The sequence below is a fragment of the Sphingomonas sp. SAFR-052 genome, from assembly GCF_051965015.1.
Taxonomy (GTDB): Bacteria; Pseudomonadota; Alphaproteobacteria; order Sphingomonadales; family Sphingomonadaceae; genus Sphingomonas.
Window position 1 is genome coordinate 1 of the sequence record NZ_JBQCMO010000010.1, and the last position, 19,876, is coordinate 19,876.

Genomic DNA, 19,876 nt, shown 5'->3' on the forward strand with positions numbered 1-19,876 from the left:
TACCGCGGGACAGATTGCGGGTATCGTCTGCCTTGGAAACGACGGACATCCGCGATAGCGACGGACGGTACGTCCGCCATTCCTAGGGTTACGACAAATCGTGTTAGTACTCGTATTCCAAGCCACTGACCGCCGGAAACGAGTATGCCATCAAGACGAAGTCGAGAATAAATATTGGCATAACTGCGATAGTAAGGCTGGGCATCCAATCGCCCCCCGCGGCGTACAGAGCTCCGCAATGGAGTGTCGAGAACCCAGCGAGGGTAAGCCAATATCGGGGCTCGTTCACACCTTCTCCATATTGGTAACCGGTGCTCGCTATAACCACCGCAGATAGGGCGGATAGAAACGCTACATTCTGGCTTGTTCCGGCGAGAAGCAGGAAGCCGCCCACGACGATCATCAGCGGGATCATCCACACCACATTTCGTCTTCGCACTGTGCGAACTTGGCGTGGTCGCGAGCACATTATAGCAGATACCGCCCAGAAAAAGATTGTAGTATTACCGGTAGATAGCCTTGCGACCGTGCGCAAGTTGCTGCGGGTACGGAACGGGTATCGTTCTTTCTAGGTCTTGAGATGCCGATGCCTGTTGCGGCTTCGCCAGGCGCAGCGGCGGACGGGTCGTCCGCCTCCACCTGTCATGTAACGGGGGAAAGCAGTTCGTTGCGCAGCATCCGGTACCTAAGGTGAAATGCTGCTAGTCGCGCTTAGAGGTACATTTCAATGAGAGGTTGGCGACAAACTTATCGAAGAGTGCCACTTCGTCTGCTCTTGGCTTCTCGCGCGCGACGGCGGTCACGTACAATGGTGCCCTCGGAGAATACGTGACGATGAAGTTCAGGCGCTCATTCGTAAGAATTGTTGCAAAAGCGTTGGAACGGGCTCGAAAACCATACTGGGCGGCGAACTCCGTTGCTTGTTTGACTACTCGCGAACTGGTTGGCGCATTTAGATCGCACGAAAGGTTGCGAAACGGAGATACGTTTACAATGACGTCGTCATTGAGTCCTGAACAGCAGGATAAACTCAGCAACATTGGAAGTAGCGCTCTCAGCATGATGCCATACTACGTAATCACCCGAATGTCGGCAATGTGGCTTTAGCATGCCGAAATGGGGTATCTTGTGGGTATGGACCGTCCTTTCGATCATAGGGACGGCAGATTTCTCCTGTCATCGACCGCTAGCGGCGGAGCGCATGTCCGCCGTTCCCACCGCCTAGGGCTTTTCACTGCCAAACTGACCGCTGCGCGTCACCGGAATAGCCGCCCCCTCGGCGATACCAGTCGTGCAAAATCAACAGATTCCGCTTATGTTCGCGCTGGGGATACCGGGGTGAATATGGATGTTGGTGATCGACTGACGGCCGAGATGGTGAGCCGTGCGCAACTCGCGCTGCACTTTATCGAGCGGTACTGGGATCGACACAGCACGTCGCCGAGCTATGGCGAGATTGCTGCCGGGATCGGTGTCGATCGATATCGAGCGCGCGACGCCGTGCGGGCGCTCGAACGGACTGGGCGTGTCCTGCGAAAGCGGGGAAAGGCGCGCGGCATCGTGTTGCCGACCCGGCGCGAAGCGGTGCTGAACGAACTGCGCCGCGAAGGCTGGCACATCAACGACGAAACCCTAGAGCTCTTCTCGCCCACATATACGCCACTGTCCGTCCCGGCCGCGCTCGATCACATCAGTGCCGTAGAGGGATGGGGGAATAACGGTGCGGATCGAGACAGCGGCGGAAGCAAAGGTGATGCGGGCGATCGTTGATCGCGAGCATCGCACAGCCATGGCGGAACGCCGCGCGGCGCGTGAAGCGCACGCCGGCGCAAATGCGGCGGCGGCGCGGCCACGGGTAGGGTGGTCGACGAAAGCGCCACCGCGCCGGAAGCCCAGCGATATCGATCGCGCGATCGCCGCGCGTGCCGAGGAGCATCGTCTCAATTGGGCGCGCCGTCATCCTGATGCTGCCAAGGCCGAACGGGCGTTTCGCAAGGGCCGGGCCGAGATGACCGACCGGTGGGACCACAAGCGTGAAGGCACAGTCGAGACCCACGAACGCGCGAGCCGCACCCATCAAGGCGCGCTGGCCCGCCTCTGGCAGAGCGGCGCCATCACTGCCGACCAACTAGCGGCGGCGGTCGAGATCGCGATGGTCGCCGAGCGGATCGGCGCCGACGTCGCTGTCCGCACCGCCAGTCTTGAAACGCGGATCAGCTCCGGGCGGCATGGCGACGGTGCGTTCTATGAGGCGTTGAGCCGCGTCCGGCACGAGGTGGCCTATACCCGGTGGCGCGCGGGGATTGACGGGCCGATCGGCGCGGTGCTCGACATGGTGGTTGGGGAAACGGTCGGCTTCACTGTCGTCGCAAAGCGGTACCGCATGCACAACCGCCGGGCGAAGAAGCTGCTGATCGACGCCTTGGACCTTTGGCCGCGCATCCTCGGGCAGGTCTGCAAAGAGATCGATCGGGCTGCGGTCGACCAGGCGCATGCAACCATTGCGTAGCTTCGCACATTTTCGCCACTCCCCGAACGGCCATAATTCGGCCAAATCCGACGCAGCGACACTTGCGTCCTTCGCCCGTCAGCCTCCCCCCCTTGGGCTGACGGGCGTTGTCGTTTTCGGGAGGTAGCGATGCCCCAGAGCACCCCGCTCCTCGACGCACTCGAGCGTCTCACCGACGAGATGGACCTCCTCATCGCCCGCGGTCGTGCCAGCATCCCCAGCCATCGGTTGGTGGAAGAGCTGGCTGACGAGGCGCGTGGAATTGCCCGCCGGCTCGATGAAGCCGCGCGGGGCGGGTGTCGCCCCCTTTCCAATCCGCCGGTCTACGTCAGCCCGGACAGGACCAAGGCAGGCTGGTGAGCACTATGCAACGGGTCGATATCGTGAAGCTTCAGGCAGCGGCAGCGGGCAAGGCCGATGAGGTTGTGCCGGTCACGCGCGGCCTGCTGGACATCATCGCCCGCGAGCTTGCCACGCTGCGCCATACGGTGGCAGCGCAGCCGGGCGCGGCATCGTGACGGACCAGCGTCACCCCGGCGCGATCGACGTCAACGGCGAACTGTACCTGCGGGACGCGAAGGGCAACCTCGTGCCCCTCACTGCGGTGAAGCCGGTCGACCTGCTGGTCGACGAGCTGGTGCGTAGCATCATCCAGCGTGCGCAGGTCATGTCCGATGCGCTCGCGCAATTCCGCGTCGATACGTTCGAACAGATCCGTTCGCTTCAGGAACTGCTCGACCAACAGTATGGCGCGACGGTCGGCGGCAAGAAGGGCAACATGACCCTGTCGACGTTCGACGGATGCCAGCAGGTCAAGGTGCAGGTCGCCGACTTGTTCGACTTCGGCCCTGAGCTGCTGTCTGCCAAGGCGATCATCGACGAATGCCTGAAGGAATGGGCGGGCGGCAGCCCGGCCGAGCTGCGGGCGATCGTCAACAGTGCCTTCTCGGTCGAGAAAGAAGGCCAGATCAACCGGGCTGGCCTGCTGATGCTGCTGCGCGTCCACAGCGACGATCCGCGCTGGAACCGCGCGATGGATGCCATCCGCGACTCCATGCGCACGATCGGCTCGCGCGAGTACATGCGTTGCTATCGTCGCCCGGCCCATGACGGCAAATGGCAGGGCATCACGCTCGACGTCGCTTCGGCCTGACGATGCCGGTGCAACCGCCGCGCTTCGGCCGGCAGGCGCCCCAGAAGGCCCATCGTGGCACCTACCAGCACAAGCGCCTGCGCGGCCGTGCTGGCGTCCGCCTGCGCGAGCTGGTGCGCCGCGAGGAGCCGCTCTGTCGCAAGTGCCTTGAGAACGGCGTGACCCGTGCGACCGAAGAGATCGACCACATCCGCCCGCTCAGCGCTGGCGGATCGAATGCCCGGTCGAACCTGCAAGGTCTCTGCATCCCCTGCCACAAGGCCAAGTCCGACAGCGAGCAACCGAACGGCAGGCCGGGGGGGTGGGTCAATCCCTCCAGGACGGCCCGAGCGGACACCGCACCGTCGCCAGATTTTTGAATAGGCCTATTCAAACCCCTTTTTGTGCGAGGTTTTCATGAGCCGTGGTGGTGCCCGCCCCGGCTCGGGGCCAAAGCGAAAATCGCCGATCATCTCGATGACCGCGAACGAGCGGGCGCTGGTGCCGGCGTCGCCCGGCGCCGCGATCAAGATGTTGCCGCCGCTCCATCTGGGCGAGCTGGCGCAACTGATTTTCGGCGAGATCGTCGATCAGCTCGAGCGCGATGGGCGCGCCGATGTTCGCTACGTCCAGCACGTCGCGCTGCTGGCGATGCGGCTAGAACAGGTCCAGCGCTGGCAGGCGGTACTGGAGACGACCGGCGACACCGCCACCAGTCGGTCGATCCGGAAGGTGGATGGCGAAACCGTGGTGACGGAGATGATCCGCGCCCGTCCCGAGGTCACGATGCTGTCGGACGCGATGCGGCAGGCGCAGTCGCTGATCGGCGAGCTGATGCTCAATCCCATGGCGGCGCTGAAGATCGCCAGCGGCAAGGATAATCTGCCGGGCGAATTCGACGACTTCTAGGCGTGGTTCGTGCGCCGGGCGCGCCGGCGCGGGACTATCCCGCGATCGCGCGTAAGTATGCCGCCGACGTCGTTTCAGGCACGATCCCGGCCGGCAAGTCGATCCGGCTGCAATGCCAGCGGTTCCTCGACGAGCTGAAGCTCGCTGAAGGCGTCGTCTTCCCTTACCGGTTCGACGACGATCGCGCTGCCCGGCCATGCCGGTTCATCGAGAAACTGCCGCATACGAAGGGGGAATGGGCGCGGCAGAAGAAGCGGTTGGTCCTCGAGCCGTGGCAGATCTGGAACATCTGCGTCGTCTTCGGTTGGCTCCACCGCGACGGACCGCAGAAGGATACCCGGCGATTTCGGCGCTGGGTGCTGGTGGTACCGCGCAAGAACGGCAAATCGGCGATCGCCGCCGGCATCGGCCTGTACATGCTGTGCGCGGACGGGGAGTTCGGCGCCGAGGTCTATTCGGGGGCGACCAACGAAAAACAGGCATGGGAGGTTTTCCGCCCCTCGCGCCTGATCGTCGACCGCTTCAAGCCGCTGCGCGACCGGTTCCGCATCCAGCTGCTCGCGAAAACGCTGCTGCGGCCGGACGATGGATCGAAGTTCGAGACGATCGTCGGCGATCCGGGCGACGGCCAGTCGCCAAGCTGCTCGATCCACGACGAGTATCACGAACACGTCGACGACGGACAGGTCGACACGATGATCACCGGCATGGGCGCGCGGACGCAGCCTCTGCAGCTGCTCATCACCACCGCCGGCGAAAACCTTGCCGGGCCTTGCTATGCGCTGATTCTTGAACAGCGCGAACGGCTCGCCGGCATTGGTCACAACGGCGGCCCGCCGATCGAGGACGACACCTTCTTCGCCGAATATGCGGCCGACGAGGGGGACGACTGGAAGGCGGAAGCCACGCTCCACAAGGCCAATCCCAATATCGGGATTTCGGTCAGTCTCGAGTTCCTGCTGGCCCGCCAGCGTGACGCGATCGCCACCCCGCGCAAGCGGGGTATCTTCAAGACCAAGCACCTCAACCTGTGGGTCGCGGCGAAGGCCGCCTTCTTCGATATCGAGGCGTGGCGACGGTGCGCCCACCCGGACCTGCCGAAGCGTTTCGCCGACGCGATCGAGCAGTTCCGCGGCCGGCGCTGCATCATCAGCCTCGATCTGGCGTCGAAGATCGACATTGCCGCGATCGAGTATCTGTTTCCGCCGATCGGCGACCGGCCGACGAAGGAAGATCCGTTTATCTGTCGCCGATCACCCTGCCAGTCATCCCGCCGAAGCAGTTCGGCATCAACTGTGCCGGCGCCGAGTTCGACACGAAGAACCTGCCCGGCGCGATCGGCACGAATTACGCCTATCCCAGCCAGACCGAGATGAACTGGTACTGGGCTAACAAGCTCAGGATCATGCGCGTACCGGTGAAGTGGGAGCGCCTTCAGCTGGAGCTGTTTGGGCCGCTCGCCGGCGCGAATGATGACATGACGCGGCTCGACAACGTCATCAACCATTTCGAGAAATTGGGCGGCACCGTCATCCTCGACGTCCATAATTACGGAGGCAACAAGGCGGGCGGCAAGATCGCGTTCGACAACCCGATCGTCTCGACGGCAGCGTTCGTCGATCTCTGGGTCAAGCTCGCCGCCCGGTATGCCAACCGTGCCGTTTGGTTCGACCTGATGAACGAGCCGGAGGGTGATCGGCAGGGGGCGATCCGGGTCGCCGCGTACATGCAGTGCGTGGTCAATGCGATCCGGGCGCGCACGGACGCGCTGAACATGATCCTCGTCGAAGGGCAGCGTTATTCCAGCGCGCAATTCTGGGTCCGCGAGGGGCAGGCCGCCGCGCTGGAAACGTTCTACGATCCGGCCGATAACTTCTGCTTCTCGCCGCACAGCTATGTCGATGGCGATGCTTCGGGCACATCGGCTGTCTGTGTGTCCGGGTCGGCGCGACTGACCGCGATTACCAAATGGGCGGCCGAGCGCGGCTTCAAGCTCTGGCTGGGCGAGATCGCCGGCGGCGACCATCTGATCCCGCTGCAGGAAAACTGCCTCGGCATCATGACCCAAGCCTATACCTACATCCGAGATCAGTCGCCTTGGCTGGGGGTCTCGGTCTGGGGAGGCGGCCGGCGCTGGCCCCTCAAGTATGAATTTCGGTTCGACCCGGCGAACTACGTGGATGCGCCGAACACCGGCTGTTTCAAAGCCGTGCAGCCGTTTCTGCCGGCCTGACCCGAAAGGACCGACATGACCGACACGACGCCGCCGGCGCCGCCGCGGTGGCTGGCGTGGATGCCTGCTGTTGCCGCCTGCTCGACTATCTTCGGCGGGCTCGCCGCCGGCGGAAGCCTGATCGCAGACGTACGCCAGAACAAGGTGACGGCCGAGCTTCAGGCGCGCGATATCCGCGAAATGCGCGAACGGCTCGCTCGCGTCGAGGTGCGGCAGGAAATGCAAGACCGAGGAGCGAGGCCATGATGATCGACCTTGGCATCGTCCTGCTGCTGATCGGCGGCGTCATGCCGATCGCGCAGGCGATCGCCGACACCATTCGCGGCTGACGCCGCCCTTTCCAAAGGAAATCGGAATGCTGAAAACGCTCCTCGATCGGGGGCGCGTCCTCGCACACGCCTATTCCGTCCAGCTCGCCGCGATCGGCGCGATCTTCTCAGCGCTGGCGGCGATCGACCCCGTCGCCCTGCAGACGTCGTGGCAAACGATGCCGACCGAGCTGCGCGCGCTGATCCCGGCGAATGTCGCGACGTGGATCTCGACCGCACTGTTCGTGCTCGTCATGCTGGTCCGCGCGGTACCGCAGCCGGCGGTCGTCCAGCGGCTCGGCCTGATCGGCGATGCGCCGCTGCCGGCGTGGATCCGCGTAGCCCGCGCGACGGTCAATCGCGCGATCGACGGCATCGTGATCCATTGTCTGGCGACGCCTGAAGGTCGCCACGTCGACGTCGCCACGGTCCGCAACTGGCACGTCCGCAACAATGGCTGGGCCGATATCGGGTATCACTTCCTGATCTGGGTCGACGGCACGATCGAAGTCGGCCGCCCGCTTGCCAAGGCCGGTGCGCACGTCGCGGGCTACAACGCCCGGACGATCGGCGTCTGCTATGTCGGCGGTTGCGCGGCCGACGGCGTGACGCCGAAGGACACCCGTACGCCCGCGCAGAAGGCGGCGCTGGTCCATCTGCTGACCGAGCTGCGCGCGAAGTATCCGAACGCGTCGATCAAGGGCCACCGCGACTATTCGCCCGATCGCAACCGGAACGGTTCGATCGAGGCGAACGAGTGGATCAAGGCGTGCCCGAGCTTCGACGCCGGCCGCGAATATGCGGGGCTCGTCTGATGCGCCGCGCCGCGATCGCGCTGGTGGTGGCGGTTGCCGCCGCCTCGCAGTCTGCATGTGTCGGCCTGCCAGCGCCATCGGCCGACACCATCGAGCGCATCCAGTCGCGCTTCGACCGGGCGCGTCCCTATGCCGAGCTGGCCCTGCCGCACCTGTCGCCTGCCCGGGCGGACCGCGTGCGGCTTGCGCTCGCCCTTGTCGAGCGTGCGCTTACGGCCGCGCGGACCGCGACCACGCTGATCGAGCAGCAGCGCGCCCTCAAGGCGGCCGAGACCGCCCTGTCGATCGTGCCGGCGCCCGTCGCCCGCTGATCGCCCACAACCAAAGGACCGAACCATGGCCGATCGTTTCCCCGGCATTGCCGACACCCTCATCAGCCCCGGCACGCGCGCGACGCCGGTGGTTCCCAGCGACACGGTCGATCTGCCGAACATCGGCAAGGCGCTGTATGTCGGCACCGGCGGCACGATCGTCATGATCGGCACCGGCGGGTCAACGCCGCGGACGTGGCTGAATGTGCCCGATGGCGCGATGATCCCGTTCCGCGCTTCGCGGATCTTCGCCACCGGCACGACCGCCACCGACATGCTGGTGATCGACTGATGCCGGGCCTTGGTATCTCGCTCGGCATCAGTGCCGGCGGTGGCGGCGGCGGCGGTGGTGGCATCGCTAATCCTGCCTCCGTCGATGCTGCGAAGACCGGTGCGGTCGCGCAGCTGCGGTCGTCGCTTAAGGGCGCACTGACGTGGTCGAAGCTGTCCGGTGCGTCGACGATCGCGATCTCGGCCGCCGGCGTCCTGTCCTTGTCCGGCGCTCTCGGCGCCGGCGGCAGCGCGAGCGCGGTCGTTCGGGTTCAGAACACGACCAACGATGCTGTCGAACGGTCGATCACGATCCGCGCGGCTGCCGTGACGCCGGCACCGGCACCGGCACCGACGCCTAGCGGCGCGCAGGAATGGCTCGCTGGCGATCAGCTCTCGTGGCCTACCGATCTCTCGGCCGCGACGACTGCTGACAACACCTGCATGGTGACGGCGATCGTGATGGAGGGGCATCCGTGGGTCTCAACCGGCCCGAGCTTCTGCTTTCACAACTATTATCGGTCGAGTTCGACGGCGGCCGAGAACGTCAGCCCGAGCAGCTACAGCTACGAGAACGTTTACATCGAGCTGCCTGACGGGACGCGCAAGCAGGTCTTCTTCGGCGGCAGCCCCTCGCTGTCGTTCACCGGCGGGACCGGAAAGTTCGCTTGGAATGACGTCGACCCGTCGATCGTCATCCCTGCCAACACCAGCTACCGCGTCGTCTATTCGATTTCCGCTCCGGTCGGTTCGCAGCTTCTCGCCAAGGGCAAGCCGGTGGTGCCTGCCTCGCAGCACTCGACGCCGCAGGGCGGCGACGTGTTTGCGACAGGCTCGGCTAGCTTCGCGGATAGCGTCGCCTCGGGAAACCTCCCCGCGACGCTGCCTCCGGGCACCTTCATAATGGGTGCACCCTGCCTCGCGACCCTGACCGGCGTGAACGATGGGCGGGACGTTGCGCTCGTCACATGGGACAGCCTCGGCCGCTATCACATGATGTATGCCGGGTACGCGGCCGGCAACATGCGCGGAAACTTCGGGTACGGTTATGCCCTCGCGGACCCGACCAATGGGCGCATCCCCTATGGATGTCTCTCGGTCAGCTCGAGCGGGCCGTTAAACCTCAGCGCCTCGGGTTTCGCTGCGCGCAAGGCGATGCTCGCTGCGAAGGGCTACCCCTTCAACAAGATCCTCAACGGCATGGGCGGTAACTCGCTGCGGTCGGCGTGGAAGAGCGATTTCGACAATATGTGGGCCTTCCTGGGGACGCTCACCAACGGCAGCCCGAAGCCGATTGTGCAGGCTACCGTCCCGCCGCGCCCCGACATGACGACGTCCAGCGGCGGCACCACCCTTTCGGGTCAGACCGCGGAGGTGAATTCCCTTCGGGACGCGGTGAACGAATACATCCTGTCCCTTCCCAGCGGCATCAGCGCCTATTGGGATCTCAACCGTGTGACCGAAGAGGCCGCGGGCGTGAGGGGCAAGATGCCCGTTCCGGGGTTCACCACCACCTTGGCGGCGCCGGCGGCCGTCGGCGCCACAGTGATCGTCCTGAACGCCGCTCCGCAACCCGGCGACTTCCTCGCGGTCGGGGTGGGCCTGTCGTCGTGCGAGAACGTGTTCGTCACGACAGTAACCAGCAATGGCGACGGCACGTTCAACGTCGGTCTCCAGAATGCCGGCCAATACACCGGCGGCATCAAGACTGCGCGTGCTGCCGGAGTAACGGTAGGCGGACAGGCTTCGATCGACGGCACGCACTATTCGAAGCAGCAGATGGTCGGCGTGCTCGCGCCAGCGCTCGTTAGCATCAAGGTCAACGGGCGCCTTATCGGCAAGACCACGCCGGCGCCGACCGTCGCGCTTTCCGACGCGCAGTCGAAGCCGGAAGGCAACAGCGGCACGACCGCCTTCGCCTACGTCATTACCCGGTCGACCAGCGTCGGTGCGGTGAACGTCTCGTGGGCGCTGGGATATGGCACCGCCGACGCCAGCGACTTCGATGCGGGACAAGCGACGAGCGGTGTCGTGACGATCGCGGATGGCAGTACGACCGGGACGATCACGATTCTGGTGAAGGGCGATACGTCTCCCGAGGCCGACGAAGCCTTCTCCGTCTCGATCAGCACGCCATGGGGCTACATTACCGGCGCGGTCATGAGCGCCAGCGGGACGATCCTGAACGACGATACCTCGTCAGCCGCGCCCACAGTGCCGGCGACGAACCTGCGGTTGCGCTATCCCTTCTACGACACTTCGAAGCTGTACAAGGACAGTGGTCGTACGCAGCAGGTGGCGGCAGATGGAGACGCTATCCAGTCGGTCACCGACACCGGTAGTGCGGGTGATGCTCCCCTCAGCGGCAACGCCACGTACCGCGCGAACGCGGCGAACGGGAAGGGTGGTGCGCAATTCAACGGCACCTCCGACGCACTCGTCGCCGCTACCTCGGCGATCGCGGCGATCTTCTCGGGCACCGACGTCCCGTACACGGTCCACTGGCTGGAAAAGGTAACTGCGACCCCCACCGCAACCGCCGCGCCGTGGGCGGTTAGCGGCACCGGCTTCTCACGCTTCAGCGCAAGCACCTCGAACAACTATTCGCACGGGAAACGCAACAACTCGGGCTCCAGTCAGTCGGTGATTACCGACACCTCGCACAACCCGGCAATCGGTAGCGGCAACGTCTGGTCTGTCGTCCACAAGGGCGCGAGCGTCGATATCTGGAAGAATGGGGTGCTCGTTAAGAGTGGCACGATCGTCGCAGGCGCCACGTCGTTGGCACGCCTGATTCTCGGTTCGAGCATGGTGACTGGCTCGACAACGCTCGAGCGGTTCTGGCCCGGCATCATCCTCGACTTCCTCGTCTATACCGGCGTGCAGGCCGAGGCCGATATCCAGTCGGTCCATGCCTATGGTAAGAATTTCCTCGGCACCGCCTAAGCCGTCGCCGGGTCAGATCGGGACGACGAAACCGTTCTCGCCCGGTTCGCTACGGGGTTCCGATAGCCCCCAGACAGTCACGGCCGTCAGCGCGATCGCAGCGATCAATACGATCACCGCGTAAATCCACTCTTCCTTGGTTCGCATGCATCCCATCCCGTTCCGGGTTCGGATTTTCTGCGTCCCGGCCGAGCACATTCGCCCGGTTTCCTAGCCCAAATCAATCACCTATCCAGAATGGAGCATTCTCTGCCATGACCCTTCCCGTCATCATCGCGAAGCACGGCCAAATGCCGACCCTGCAGCCCGGCCAGCTGATCAAGTTCCCCGCTGCGCTGAACACTACGGAGGGCTCGTGGCGCGCGGACAAGCGCCGATATGCGTATAAATGGGGTAGCCGCGTGTGCTTCCTCGCCGGCATCGAACGGCTGTATCTGGTAGAGGGGACGACCTACAGCGCGACCGCCCCGGTCGTCGTGCAGCCGCCGGCGCCTGAACCGTCGCCGGCGACGAAGGTCCGCACCGGCACCTTCACCACGGACGCCGGCGGGCTCGAGGCTTTCCTCCTGACCGACTTCTACGCCCTCGGCGTCGGTAGCCGCGGTAGCTTTGGCACCGCCGGCCGCCTGCCCGCCGACATTCCAACCGATGCCGACCGCGGGTTTCTTCGCGCCGGTATCTTCTGCCACGCCACGGTGCCGCTGATGGGCGACGCGGTCCTGTACGGCCGATCGGTCGAGGGCTTCGTCATCGCCCATCGCGCCGGCGGAAAGCAGGTCCAGTCGGCTTCGGCGCTGCTGACCGGCTATTACCAGATCCCCGGCGCCGTGTCGGCTGAGCCGGACGCGGTCCGCTTCATCGGTACCACGTCCGACAAGATCGGCGTCGACCAGCGGATCTCGGTCGACGGCAAGCTGATCCTGATCGACGTCGAGCTGACCAACCGGACCGGCGCCGATCTGGTCGACCTGCGATACATGCGCCTGATCGACTTCGATCAGCCCGGGGCCTTTGAGACCGTCAACGAGATCGTCGAGCGCGGCCGGGCCCGGGCGACGATGGCAGGTAATCGCGTCCTGCTGGTCGGTAGCGACGACCCGCGCGCGACGGTCGGGCTGGCGATCGCCGTCCCGCCCACGCTCGACCCGTACGCCATCAAGGCGCTGCCGGTCGGCACGAAGCGCAAGGGCGACGATTCGATCCACGTCTGCTTCGATATCGGCACGCTAGCGATCGGCGCGTCAGCGACGCTGCGGATCGTGATCGACGGGTCGGCGATCGCCTCTTGAGGCGTCCAGCTCGCCCGGGCATACCGGGCGAGCTGGTTCGAGCGCAGCCGTTAGGCCAGCCCGCGCGCGCGGTAAGCTCCCGGGTTCCGGTTCGCCGGGTGGCCCGCGGAATATAAGACCCCTTGGGGAAATACGCAGGGCGTAGATCCTCGGGAGCCTGCGTGGCTGACCACCCGGTTCGTCCGGAGATTGGTCACGCAGGCAACCCGCCAGCTCAGGTCTAAGCTTAGATCGCAACTTCGGACAATCGCGATCCTCCCAACCTTCGGACCAGAGGTCCGGAGGTTCGAAGGGTTGCGACCCTCGCCGCCGATCGCGGCGTCATCAGCGCGCGCAGCCATCGCGCTTCCTCCAGGAAGAAGCTGACCTTGACCGATCTCCCGAACGCATGCCCGCCGGCGCCATACCTCGGCGGCAAGCGCAATCTCGCCAAACGCCTCTGCGCGATCATCGAGACCATCCCCCACAAGGCGTATATCGAGCCGTTCGTTGGCATGGGCGGGATCTTCCTGCGCCGCGCCCGGCCGGCGGCCGTCGAGGTCATCAATGACTTGTCGGGCGACGTGTCGAACCTGTTCCGGATCGTGCGCCGGCATTACGAGCCCTTCGTTGACGAGATGGCTTTCCTGTTCGCCGGCCGGGCCGATTTCGATCGGATGCGGGCGGTCAATCCGTCGACCCTGACCGACATCGAGCGCGCGGTCCGCTTCCTCTATCTCCAGCGGCTCGGCTTCGGCGGGAAGGTCGTCGGCCGGACATTCGGCCTGCGACGCGAGCAGTCGTCGCGGTTCGATCACGCGCGGCTTCGCGCGGACCTGCGGCGGTTGAGCGCCCGCCTCGCGCCGGTGACGATCGAGCAGCTGGATGCCGTCGAGCTGATCGGCCGGTACGACAGCCGGGACGCGCTGTTCTACCTCGACCCGCCCTACCATGAGACGACCGGGTACGGGCTCGACTTCGGACCCGATCAATATCGCGCGCTTGCCGACCGACTGGACACGATCACCGGCAGCTTCGTGCTGTCTATCAATGATACGCCGCTGATCCGCGAGATCTTCGCGCGGTTCGCGATCGAGGAAGTCGCGACGACGTGGACGGTCTCGGGACATGCCGCCCGCGCTGGCACGAAGGTGACTGAGCTGATCATCCGCAACCACCCTCGGTAAGTGCGGGTACGGCGCGGGTATCGCCAGTTTGCGCAATTTCGCAAACTGGCGGTTTTCTGCGGCCTGTCAGATGCCAGCGGCGGACGGAATGTCCGCCGTGACGGTTACTCGGAGAGCGTCTCGCCACGGTCAATGGCTACGCTGATCTCGTATAAAAATTCGCCGCCTTCATCTCTTGCTTGGACGCGCCATGTGCCGGCCTGCCAAATCGAGGCCGCTTCTTCCTTCAGCAACTGCCCGGCGAAGCCCGCCATTTGCAATCGGAGTTGCGCGCGGTCGACGAGTAGCGCGGTTATCGTTTCGACTGACCCGTCGCTGCGATGTACGGCAATTTGATAATTTGGCATCGTCCATTTTCTCGCGTGCAGTGCCCTGAATTGGAGCCGCAGCGATAAAGCACGATCTGACCGCGCGCCTCCGCATGCATCAGTTTTCGCTCGGCGAGCGCCTTTCGTGCTTTCGGGTATAATTCTTAACATTGGAGACGGTCATGCTGACCAACGCTGCGGTGCGATCCGCGCGGCCGAAGCCGCGCGCCTTTAAGCTGTCGGACGGACAGGGCCTGCACCTGTACGTCGCGCCGACCGGCCTCAAATCATGGCGCGTCCGATTCCGCGTCGCCGGCCGCGAGCAGCTGCTGACGATCGGCCAGTTTCCCGACGTCGACCTGACCGCTGCACGCGAGGCGGCAGCAGCTGCGCGGGACGCACTGCGCGCCGGGCGAGATCCGCGCGAAGAGCGCGCAGCGCGTGTCGAGATCGACCGGACCTTCGCCACCGTCGCGCGCGCATGGCATGCGCACTGGCGGTCGAGCTGGACCGACGTCCACGCTAGCGACGTCATTACCAGCCTCGAACGCGATGTCTTCCCGGCGATCGGCGCGATCGAAGTCGACGATATCGGCGCCGGCGACGTCCGCGACCTGCTGCGCGCCGTCGAGGCGCGCGGCGCGATCGAGACCGCGAAGCGGCTTCGCCAGCGCGTCAGCAAGGTGTTCGGTTACGCGATCGCCAACGAGCTGGCCGAGGTCGATCCGTCGACCGCGGTCCGCCACGCGCTGTCGGCGGCGCCGATCGCAGGCGAGCAACTGGCGCTGATCACGCTCGACGACGCGCGCGAGTTGCTGGCCGCGTCGACCGCCGCCGGCGGCCCGGCGATCGTCGATCTTGCCTCGCGGTTCCTTGCGCTGACCGCCGTCCGGCAAGGCACGCTGCGAGGTATGCGCTGGGACGAGGTCGAGGGGCTGGACTGGACCGGTGACGCGATCGGCCCGGCGGCGCCGGTGTGGCGCGTGCCGGCGGCACGTATGAAGCTGGCGAAGGCGAAGAAGGGTGACGCCCGGTTCGATCACCTTGTGCCGCTGTCGCGGCAGGCGGTAGAGATCCTGCGGATCGTCCGTGCGTTCGGCATTGATGCGGATCTCGTCTTCGGCCGCCTCTCGGAGAGCGCGATCGGCGCGCTCTATCGGAAGGCCGGCTTCGCCGGCCGGCATGTGCCGCACGGTTGGCGCGCCACCTTCTCGACGATCCTGAACGAGCGGTTCCCGACCGAGCGGGTTACGATCGATCGCGCGCTGGCGCACGCGGGCAAGAAGGAGGCGGACGTCAACGTGAAGGTCGAGGGTGCCTATAATCGATCGAAGCAGATCCGCGCACGCCGCCGGCTGATGCAGGTCTGGGCCGATCTCCTATTTCCCGCCGCATGACCTGTGCGCGCGGGGGGCGGGGCGGCTCTTTCGGCACGATCCGTGCTCGTCCCCGTCGCTAAGCCTCGGGGCGGCGCAGCCGCCCTGTCCCGCGGCGTCCGCTGGACGCGAGGGCTCGTCTGCCGGGCGGTGGCGGGCGGGGACAAAACGCAAGGCGATCCGGTTGAGCTGGGTGGTGCTGCCTATTGATGCGTGTCGCGGGAGCGACACCTTCTAATCTTCATTCTGAGGGGGGAGACAGTCCATTATCCAGACTCGGGCCTGATCCTCGATCGACGGCGGCTCCCAAGGCGGCAAGGGCGGCAGCGAGGCCGATGGTCGCGGCGGGGCGGGGAGTAGGGCTGGGCGTGGGTGGGGGTGGCGCTTCGGGGCGCTGCTTCGCCCGCAGGACCATACGGGCCTTCGCGCGGGCGAGCAGTTGACGAAAGCGGTCGCGAACGTTCCGGCCGGCTCGGGAGGCGATGCGCGCCTCGTCCACGAAATAGGAGTTGTTCGTCTGCTGTCGGATCGGACCGCCCGCTATAGGGTTGCTGATCCGGATCGTGCGGCGGACCCACCCGATGAAGCCGTGACGCTCGAGGCGCGCTAGCGCGTCGACGATCGTCTGCCGGACATAGCCGGTCGCCTTCATAAGTTGGCTGATGGCCGGATCGATCCGGCCGGTCTTAAACTCGTGCCAGTGCTGCCGCAGCAACGCTTCCAGCACGACGATGCCGGTGTCCTTAAGGGGCCGCACTTTACCCTTGCCGCGCTCGAACAGGTCGAACTCGCGCGCGGTCTTCACCAGCGCATCAATGAAGGCGTGCGTTGCCGCCTCCGTGCCGTCCGCCAACTGGCGGGAGACCTGCGCGCGGCTGTCATGAACGTCATAGCTTTCGCGATGGACGGCGCGATCGCGTCCGCGCTCCCGGCCCGCGAAGCGCGCGCCGGTGCTGCGGATAAGCGCGCGGGTTGCGCGGGTTTGCTGAGCAGAATGGTGTTGGGCACGCGACATCGCGCCGGCTCCCGGATCGGAAGTCGATGGGGCGCACGAATGCGGCGCCGGAAGCAGCTTCCGACGTCGCCAGACGTGTTCGGATTGTTCAGCGAAGGCACGTCGCTACGGCGGCGCGCGCGTCCGTGCTTTTGCTTCGGGGGGAAGGGGACCGCCTACGGCGACCCGGGGGTTCAAACTTTCAGCGTTCGAATCGCTCGGTTATGCTGGGAGCGTTCCTTCGCTACCACCGAAATGTCGAGGATCGGAAAGCGCAAGCCGTTGCGAAGCTATGATTGGCGTCGCTGCGGCTTTTTCTGTGCCAAAATCGAACTGTTGCCACCTTCGTTCGTTAAGATTGAACAACGAAACCGGAGAGGTTCGGATAATGGGTACCATCAGTCAGCGTCGCCCGATGCTCGACGGATCGCGCGATCGTCCACGCAATATGACGGGCCTGATCCTCTGCACGCTATTGGCGTTGCCGTTTTGGGGGGTGGTGCTCGCAGTCGTTCTCTAGGGCGGCCGGCGGCGTGGGTTGCGGTAGCCTGGGGACGACCCATGTTGCGTTCGAACGGCGCGTCTGATTAGACGGCGCAAAGGCTTCGAACGGAACTATTGCAATGTCTGTGACCCATCATACCCGCATGCTCGTCCTTGGCTCGGGGCCAGCGGGATTGTCTGCCGCAATCTATGGCGCGCGCGCTGGTATGGAGCCGATCGTCGTGCAGGGCATTCAGCCCGGCGGTCAGTTGATGACCACGACCGACGTCGAAAACTATCCGGGCTTTCGCGATGTAGTGCAGGGCCCATGGCTTATGGGCGAGATGCAGGCGCAGGCCGAACATGTCGGCACGCGGATGATGTGGGACACGATCGTCGACGTCGATCTGACTCGCCGTCCGTTCCGGCTGACCGGCGACAGTGGCGACGTCTACGAGGGCGACGTCTTGGTGATCGCGACGGGCGCGCAGGCGCGCTGGCTGGGATTGGATAGTGAGGAGTTGTTGAAGGGCAAGGGCGTGTCTGCCTGCGCCACCTGCGACGGGTTCTTCTATCGCGGTAAGAAGGTGGCAGTGATCGGTGGCGGCAACACCGCCGTCGAAGAGGCGCTGTATCTGACCAATCACAGCGACGACGTGACGATCATCCATCGCCGGGACAGCTTCCGCGCCGAACGCATCCTGCAACAGCGGCTGTTTGCCAGCGACAAGATCAGCGTGCTGTGGAACAAGCAGGTCGAGCGCTTCGTCGGCGGTGGTGATCCGCATGGGTTGGTCGGTATCGAACTCAAGGATACTGTGACCGGCGAGTTGTCGATGCTGGACGTCGATGGCGGATTTGTCGCGATCGGCCATCACCCGGCGACCGAACTGTTCCGCGGCCATGTGGCGCTCGACGAGGACGGCTATATTACAGTCGAAACCGGATCGACACGGACCAGCGTGCCCGGCGTATTTGCGTGCGGCGACGTGATGGACAAGGTCTATCGTCAGGCGGTGACGGCGGCCGGCACCGGGTGCATGGCTGCGCTTGATGCCGAACGCTTCCTGCAAGCGGCCGAGTTCGACGAGCTGGCCGAAGCTGCCGAATAACCGATTGGGCGGGGGTGTGTGAACACCCCCGCGCTGTCATCACGCGCCGGCGTCGGTCAACCGAGCGAGCTGGTCGGTAGTCAGTTCGACCCGCCACGACCCGACTAATTCCTCGAGTTGCGCGACGCTGGTCGCGCTGGCGATCGGCGCGGTCACCCCCTCTTGCGCGGCGAGCCATGCCAGCGCCAGCTGCGCGAGCGTCGCGCCGGTTTCCTCGGCGACCGTATCCATCGCCGCCAGCACCGCCGCACCCTTGCCCTCGAGCAGCTTCGCCATGCCGGCGCCGCGCACGCTCTGCGACAGGTCGTCGGTCGTGCGATATTTGCCGGTCAGGAACCCGGCGGCGAGGCCGTAGTATGGCGCGACGCCGATATTGTGCTCGACGCAGAGGTTCTGGAGCTCGCCCTCATATTTGTGGCGGCTGACCAGATTATATTCGGGTTGCAGGACGTGGAAACGCGGCAGCCCCTCGGCAACCGCCAGATCGATCGCCGATTTGAGGCGCAGCGCTCGAAAGTTGGAGGCGCCGAGCACGCGCACCTTGCCGGCATCGATCAGCCGCCCGAACGCGGCGAGATATTCGGCCTGCGGCACGTCCTCGTCATCCTGATGGGCGTAATACAGGTCGATGCGATCGGTGCCGAGCCGGGCGAGCGACGCCTCCGCCGCCGCCGCGATCCGCGCCGGGGCCAGCTTCTCGCCGCCCTCGCCGGGCAGCATGCCGACCTTCGTCGCGATCAGTACGCGGTCGCGCTTGCCCGATTGCCGCAGCCATTCGCCGATGATCGTTTCCGACTCGCCGCCCTTATGCCCATCGACCCAAGCCGAGTAGACATCGGCGGTGTCGATCATCGTGCCGCCCATGTCGACAAAGGCGTCGAGGATGCGGAAACTCTGTGCACGATCGATCGTCCAGCCGAAGACGTTTCCGCCGAGGATCAGGGGCGGGGTGGCAAGGTCGGTCGCACCGAGCGTGCGCATCGGAACATCGGTCATCGGGGTTCTTTCTGTTGGGACGTCAGTACGTTGCCGTCGATGCTGTTCGCGTCGAGCATCGCCGCTGCATCGTTGAGCGCTGCGGCTTCGCTCTGGGTTACGCCACCCGGCCCGGACGGTTCGTCACCCCCGCTACAGGCGGCGAGAAGCAGCGGGGCGAGGGCAAGCAACTGGCGCATCGATCATCTCCCAACGAAAAAGGCCGCCCCCCGTTGCATCGGGGAGCGGCCTGTCGCTTCCAATCGGTTCGGGTCAGCGCTGCATGTCTTGCCCGGCCTTTTCCAGTTCCCGGCCAGCATCGCGCTGCGCGTTGTCGGCGGCGGCATCGGCCTTGGCAGCGCCACGATCGATGGCCGCACCGGCACTATCGGCGGCGTTCTCGATCTTGTCACCCGCGCGATCGGTCGCATTTTCTGCGGCGCCCAGTGCGCGTTCGCCGGCGGCCTGCACGTCGTCGACAGCCTCACCCATCGTGGCGTTCACGTCGGCAGCGACAGCATCGGCGGCCTCACCCGTTTCGTTCTGCGCCTTCTGGCTGCAGGCGCCGATCGAGAGGGCGGCAGCGGCGAGCGGCAGCAGGAGAAGCTTTTTCATGGCGGTTTCCCTTCCGTTATGATCCGCCGCCCAACGCGCCAACCCGGCGACAGTTTCCTTGGCGGAATGATGGTGCAGCACAGCGCACGATCGATTGACCTCATATAAAGATATCTTTATATGAA

General features: G+C 65.0%; 25 protein-coding genes. 18 read left to right on the forward strand and 7 right to left on the reverse strand.

The features are described from left to right. Positions 1 to 103 precede the first annotated feature (103 nt). The gene (locus ACTHQV_RS15680) at positions 104 to 415 is read right to left on the reverse strand and encodes a hypothetical protein (RefSeq protein WP_440491580.1); all 312 of its coding nucleotides are present in this window, start codon (positions 413 to 415) and stop codon (positions 104 to 106) included. A gap of 929 nt (positions 416 to 1,344) precedes the next feature. On the opposite strand from ACTHQV_RS15680, the gene ACTHQV_RS15685 reads away from it, so the two are divergent. The 14 genes from ACTHQV_RS15685 to ACTHQV_RS15750 all read left to right on the forward strand — a co-directional run bounded on the left by ACTHQV_RS15685 (position 1,345) and on the right by ACTHQV_RS15750 (position 11,433). Next, the gene (locus tag ACTHQV_RS15685) at positions 1,345 to 1,770 is read left to right on the forward strand and encodes a LexA family protein (protein ID WP_440491581.1); all 426 of its coding nucleotides are present in this window, start codon (positions 1,345 to 1,347) and stop codon (positions 1,768 to 1,770) included. Further along, positions 1,721 to 2,509, forward strand: a complete 789-nt coding sequence (locus tag ACTHQV_RS15690; protein WP_440491582.1) for a hypothetical protein — start codon at positions 1,721 to 1,723, stop codon at positions 2,507 to 2,509. Before ACTHQV_RS15685 ends, ACTHQV_RS15690 begins: the two co-directional genes overlap by 50 nt. A gap of 129 nt (positions 2,510 to 2,638) precedes the next feature. Further along, complete coding sequence (locus tag ACTHQV_RS15695; RefSeq protein ID WP_440491584.1) at positions 2,639 to 2,869, forward strand: hypothetical protein; 231 nt, start codon at positions 2,639 to 2,641, stop codon at positions 2,867 to 2,869. Beyond that, positions 2,866 to 3,027: a hypothetical protein gene (locus ACTHQV_RS15700; protein ID WP_440491586.1), complete on the forward strand. Its 162-nt coding sequence runs from the start codon at positions 2,866 to 2,868 to the stop codon at positions 3,025 to 3,027. Before ACTHQV_RS15695 ends, ACTHQV_RS15700 begins: the two co-directional genes overlap by 4 nt. A gap of 86 nt (positions 3,028 to 3,113) precedes the next feature. Next, entirely contained in the window at positions 3,114 to 3,662 is a 549-nt protein-coding gene (locus ACTHQV_RS15705) for a DUF3164 family protein (RefSeq protein ID WP_440491588.1), read from the forward strand. Between the two features lie 2 nt (positions 3,663 to 3,664). Further along, positions 3,665 to 4,021 (forward strand): HNH endonuclease, encoded by a 357-nt coding sequence (locus ACTHQV_RS15710; protein WP_440491590.1) that lies wholly within the window; start codon positions 3,665 to 3,667, stop codon positions 4,019 to 4,021. Between the two features lie 97 nt (positions 4,022 to 4,118). Then, a complete protein-coding gene (locus tag ACTHQV_RS15715; RefSeq protein ID WP_440491592.1) occupies positions 4,119 to 4,550 on the forward strand; it encodes a P27 family phage terminase small subunit in 432 nt (143 codons plus the stop codon). Between the two features lie 2 nt (positions 4,551 to 4,552). Further along, positions 4,553 to 5,926 carry a terminase large subunit gene (locus ACTHQV_RS15720; protein WP_440491593.1) on the forward strand — a complete coding sequence of 458 codons (1,374 nt, stop codon included), beginning with the start codon at positions 4,553 to 4,555 and terminating at the stop codon, positions 5,924 to 5,926. Next, positions 5,887 to 6,783 (forward strand): cellulase family glycosylhydrolase, encoded by an 897-nt coding sequence (locus ACTHQV_RS15725; RefSeq protein ID WP_440491815.1) that lies wholly within the window; start codon positions 5,887 to 5,889, stop codon positions 6,781 to 6,783. Before ACTHQV_RS15720 ends, ACTHQV_RS15725 begins: the two co-directional genes overlap by 40 nt. Before the next feature lie 15 nt (positions 6,784 to 6,798). Then, on the forward strand, positions 6,799 to 7,029 hold the full coding sequence (locus tag ACTHQV_RS15730; protein ID WP_440491595.1) for a hypothetical protein: 231 nt from the start codon (positions 6,799 to 6,801) through the stop codon (positions 7,027 to 7,029). Between the two features lie 109 nt (positions 7,030 to 7,138). Next, positions 7,139 to 7,906 carry an N-acetylmuramoyl-L-alanine amidase gene (locus tag ACTHQV_RS15735; RefSeq protein ID WP_440491596.1) on the forward strand — a complete coding sequence of 256 codons (768 nt, stop codon included), beginning with the start codon at positions 7,139 to 7,141 and terminating at the stop codon, positions 7,904 to 7,906. Beyond that, positions 7,906 to 8,217 (forward strand): hypothetical protein, encoded by a 312-nt coding sequence (locus ACTHQV_RS15740; protein WP_440491598.1) that lies wholly within the window; start codon positions 7,906 to 7,908, stop codon positions 8,215 to 8,217. Before ACTHQV_RS15735 ends, ACTHQV_RS15740 begins: the two co-directional genes overlap by 1 nt. Positions 8,218 to 8,242: 25 nt before the next feature. Beyond that, positions 8,243 to 8,509 (forward strand): spike base protein, RCAP_Rcc01079 family, encoded by a 267-nt coding sequence (locus ACTHQV_RS15745; RefSeq protein ID WP_440491600.1) that lies wholly within the window; start codon positions 8,243 to 8,245, stop codon positions 8,507 to 8,509. Further along, positions 8,509 to 11,433 carry a hypothetical protein gene (locus tag ACTHQV_RS15750; protein ID WP_440491602.1) on the forward strand — a complete coding sequence of 975 codons (2,925 nt, stop codon included), beginning with the start codon at positions 8,509 to 8,511 and terminating at the stop codon, positions 11,431 to 11,433. Before ACTHQV_RS15745 ends, ACTHQV_RS15750 begins: the two co-directional genes overlap by 1 nt. Before the next feature lie 12 nt (positions 11,434 to 11,445). Here the strand turns inward: ACTHQV_RS15750 and ACTHQV_RS15755 are convergent, their stop codons facing one another. Further along, positions 11,446 to 11,580 carry a hypothetical protein gene (locus ACTHQV_RS15755; RefSeq protein WP_440491603.1) on the reverse strand — a complete coding sequence of 45 codons (135 nt, stop codon included), beginning with the start codon at positions 11,578 to 11,580 and terminating at the stop codon, positions 11,446 to 11,448. 107 nt (positions 11,581 to 11,687) lie between these two features. On the opposite strand from ACTHQV_RS15755, the gene ACTHQV_RS15760 reads away from it, so the two are divergent. After that, positions 11,688 to 12,722, forward strand: a complete 1,035-nt coding sequence (locus tag ACTHQV_RS15760; RefSeq protein ID WP_440491605.1) for a hypothetical protein — start codon at positions 11,688 to 11,690, stop codon at positions 12,720 to 12,722. A gap of 368 nt (positions 12,723 to 13,090) precedes the next feature. After that, positions 13,091 to 13,888 carry a DNA adenine methylase gene (locus ACTHQV_RS15765; RefSeq protein ID WP_440491606.1) on the forward strand — a complete coding sequence of 266 codons (798 nt, stop codon included), beginning with the start codon at positions 13,091 to 13,093 and terminating at the stop codon, positions 13,886 to 13,888. Between the two features lie 104 nt (positions 13,889 to 13,992). Here the strand turns inward: ACTHQV_RS15765 and ACTHQV_RS15770 are convergent, their stop codons facing one another. After that, positions 13,993 to 14,235 carry a DUF6894 family protein gene (locus ACTHQV_RS15770; protein WP_440491608.1) on the reverse strand — a complete coding sequence of 81 codons (243 nt, stop codon included), beginning with the start codon at positions 14,233 to 14,235 and terminating at the stop codon, positions 13,993 to 13,995. 143 nt (positions 14,236 to 14,378) lie between these two features. Here ACTHQV_RS15770 and ACTHQV_RS15775 point away from each other — a divergent pair, with 143 nt between their 5' ends. Then, positions 14,379 to 15,593 (forward strand): tyrosine-type recombinase/integrase, encoded by a 1,215-nt coding sequence (locus tag ACTHQV_RS15775; RefSeq protein ID WP_440491610.1) that lies wholly within the window; start codon positions 14,379 to 14,381, stop codon positions 15,591 to 15,593. Positions 15,594 to 15,813: 220 nt separating this feature from the next. Here the strand turns inward: ACTHQV_RS15775 and ACTHQV_RS15780 are convergent, their stop codons facing one another. Continuing rightward, on the reverse strand, positions 15,814 to 16,587 hold the full coding sequence (locus ACTHQV_RS15780) for a hypothetical protein (RefSeq protein WP_440491612.1): 774 nt from the start codon (positions 16,585 to 16,587) through the stop codon (positions 15,814 to 15,816). Between the two features lie 602 nt (positions 16,588 to 17,189). Here ACTHQV_RS15780 and trxB point away from each other — a divergent pair. Continuing rightward, positions 17,190 to 18,161 (forward strand): thioredoxin-disulfide reductase, encoded by a 972-nt coding sequence (trxB, locus tag ACTHQV_RS15785; protein ID WP_440491614.1) that lies wholly within the window; start codon positions 17,190 to 17,192, stop codon positions 18,159 to 18,161. Positions 18,162 to 18,200: 39 nt separating this feature from the next. Here trxB and ACTHQV_RS15790 read toward each other — a convergent pair whose 3' ends face one another. The 3 genes from ACTHQV_RS15790 to ACTHQV_RS15800 form a co-directional block, all read right to left on the reverse strand. After that, the gene (locus tag ACTHQV_RS15790; protein WP_440491615.1) at positions 18,201 to 19,157 is read right to left on the reverse strand and encodes an aldo/keto reductase; all 957 of its coding nucleotides are present in this window, start codon (positions 19,155 to 19,157) and stop codon (positions 18,201 to 18,203) included. Further along, positions 19,154 to 19,336 (reverse strand): hypothetical protein, encoded by a 183-nt coding sequence (locus ACTHQV_RS15795; RefSeq protein WP_440491617.1) that lies wholly within the window; start codon positions 19,334 to 19,336, stop codon positions 19,154 to 19,156. The genes ACTHQV_RS15790 and ACTHQV_RS15795 overlap by 4 nt, the downstream gene beginning before the upstream one ends. A 73-nt stretch (positions 19,337 to 19,409) precedes the next feature. Further along, on the reverse strand, positions 19,410 to 19,751 hold the full coding sequence (locus ACTHQV_RS15800) for a hypothetical protein (RefSeq protein WP_440491619.1): 342 nt from the start codon (positions 19,749 to 19,751) through the stop codon (positions 19,410 to 19,412). Positions 19,752 to 19,876 lie beyond the last annotated feature (125 nt).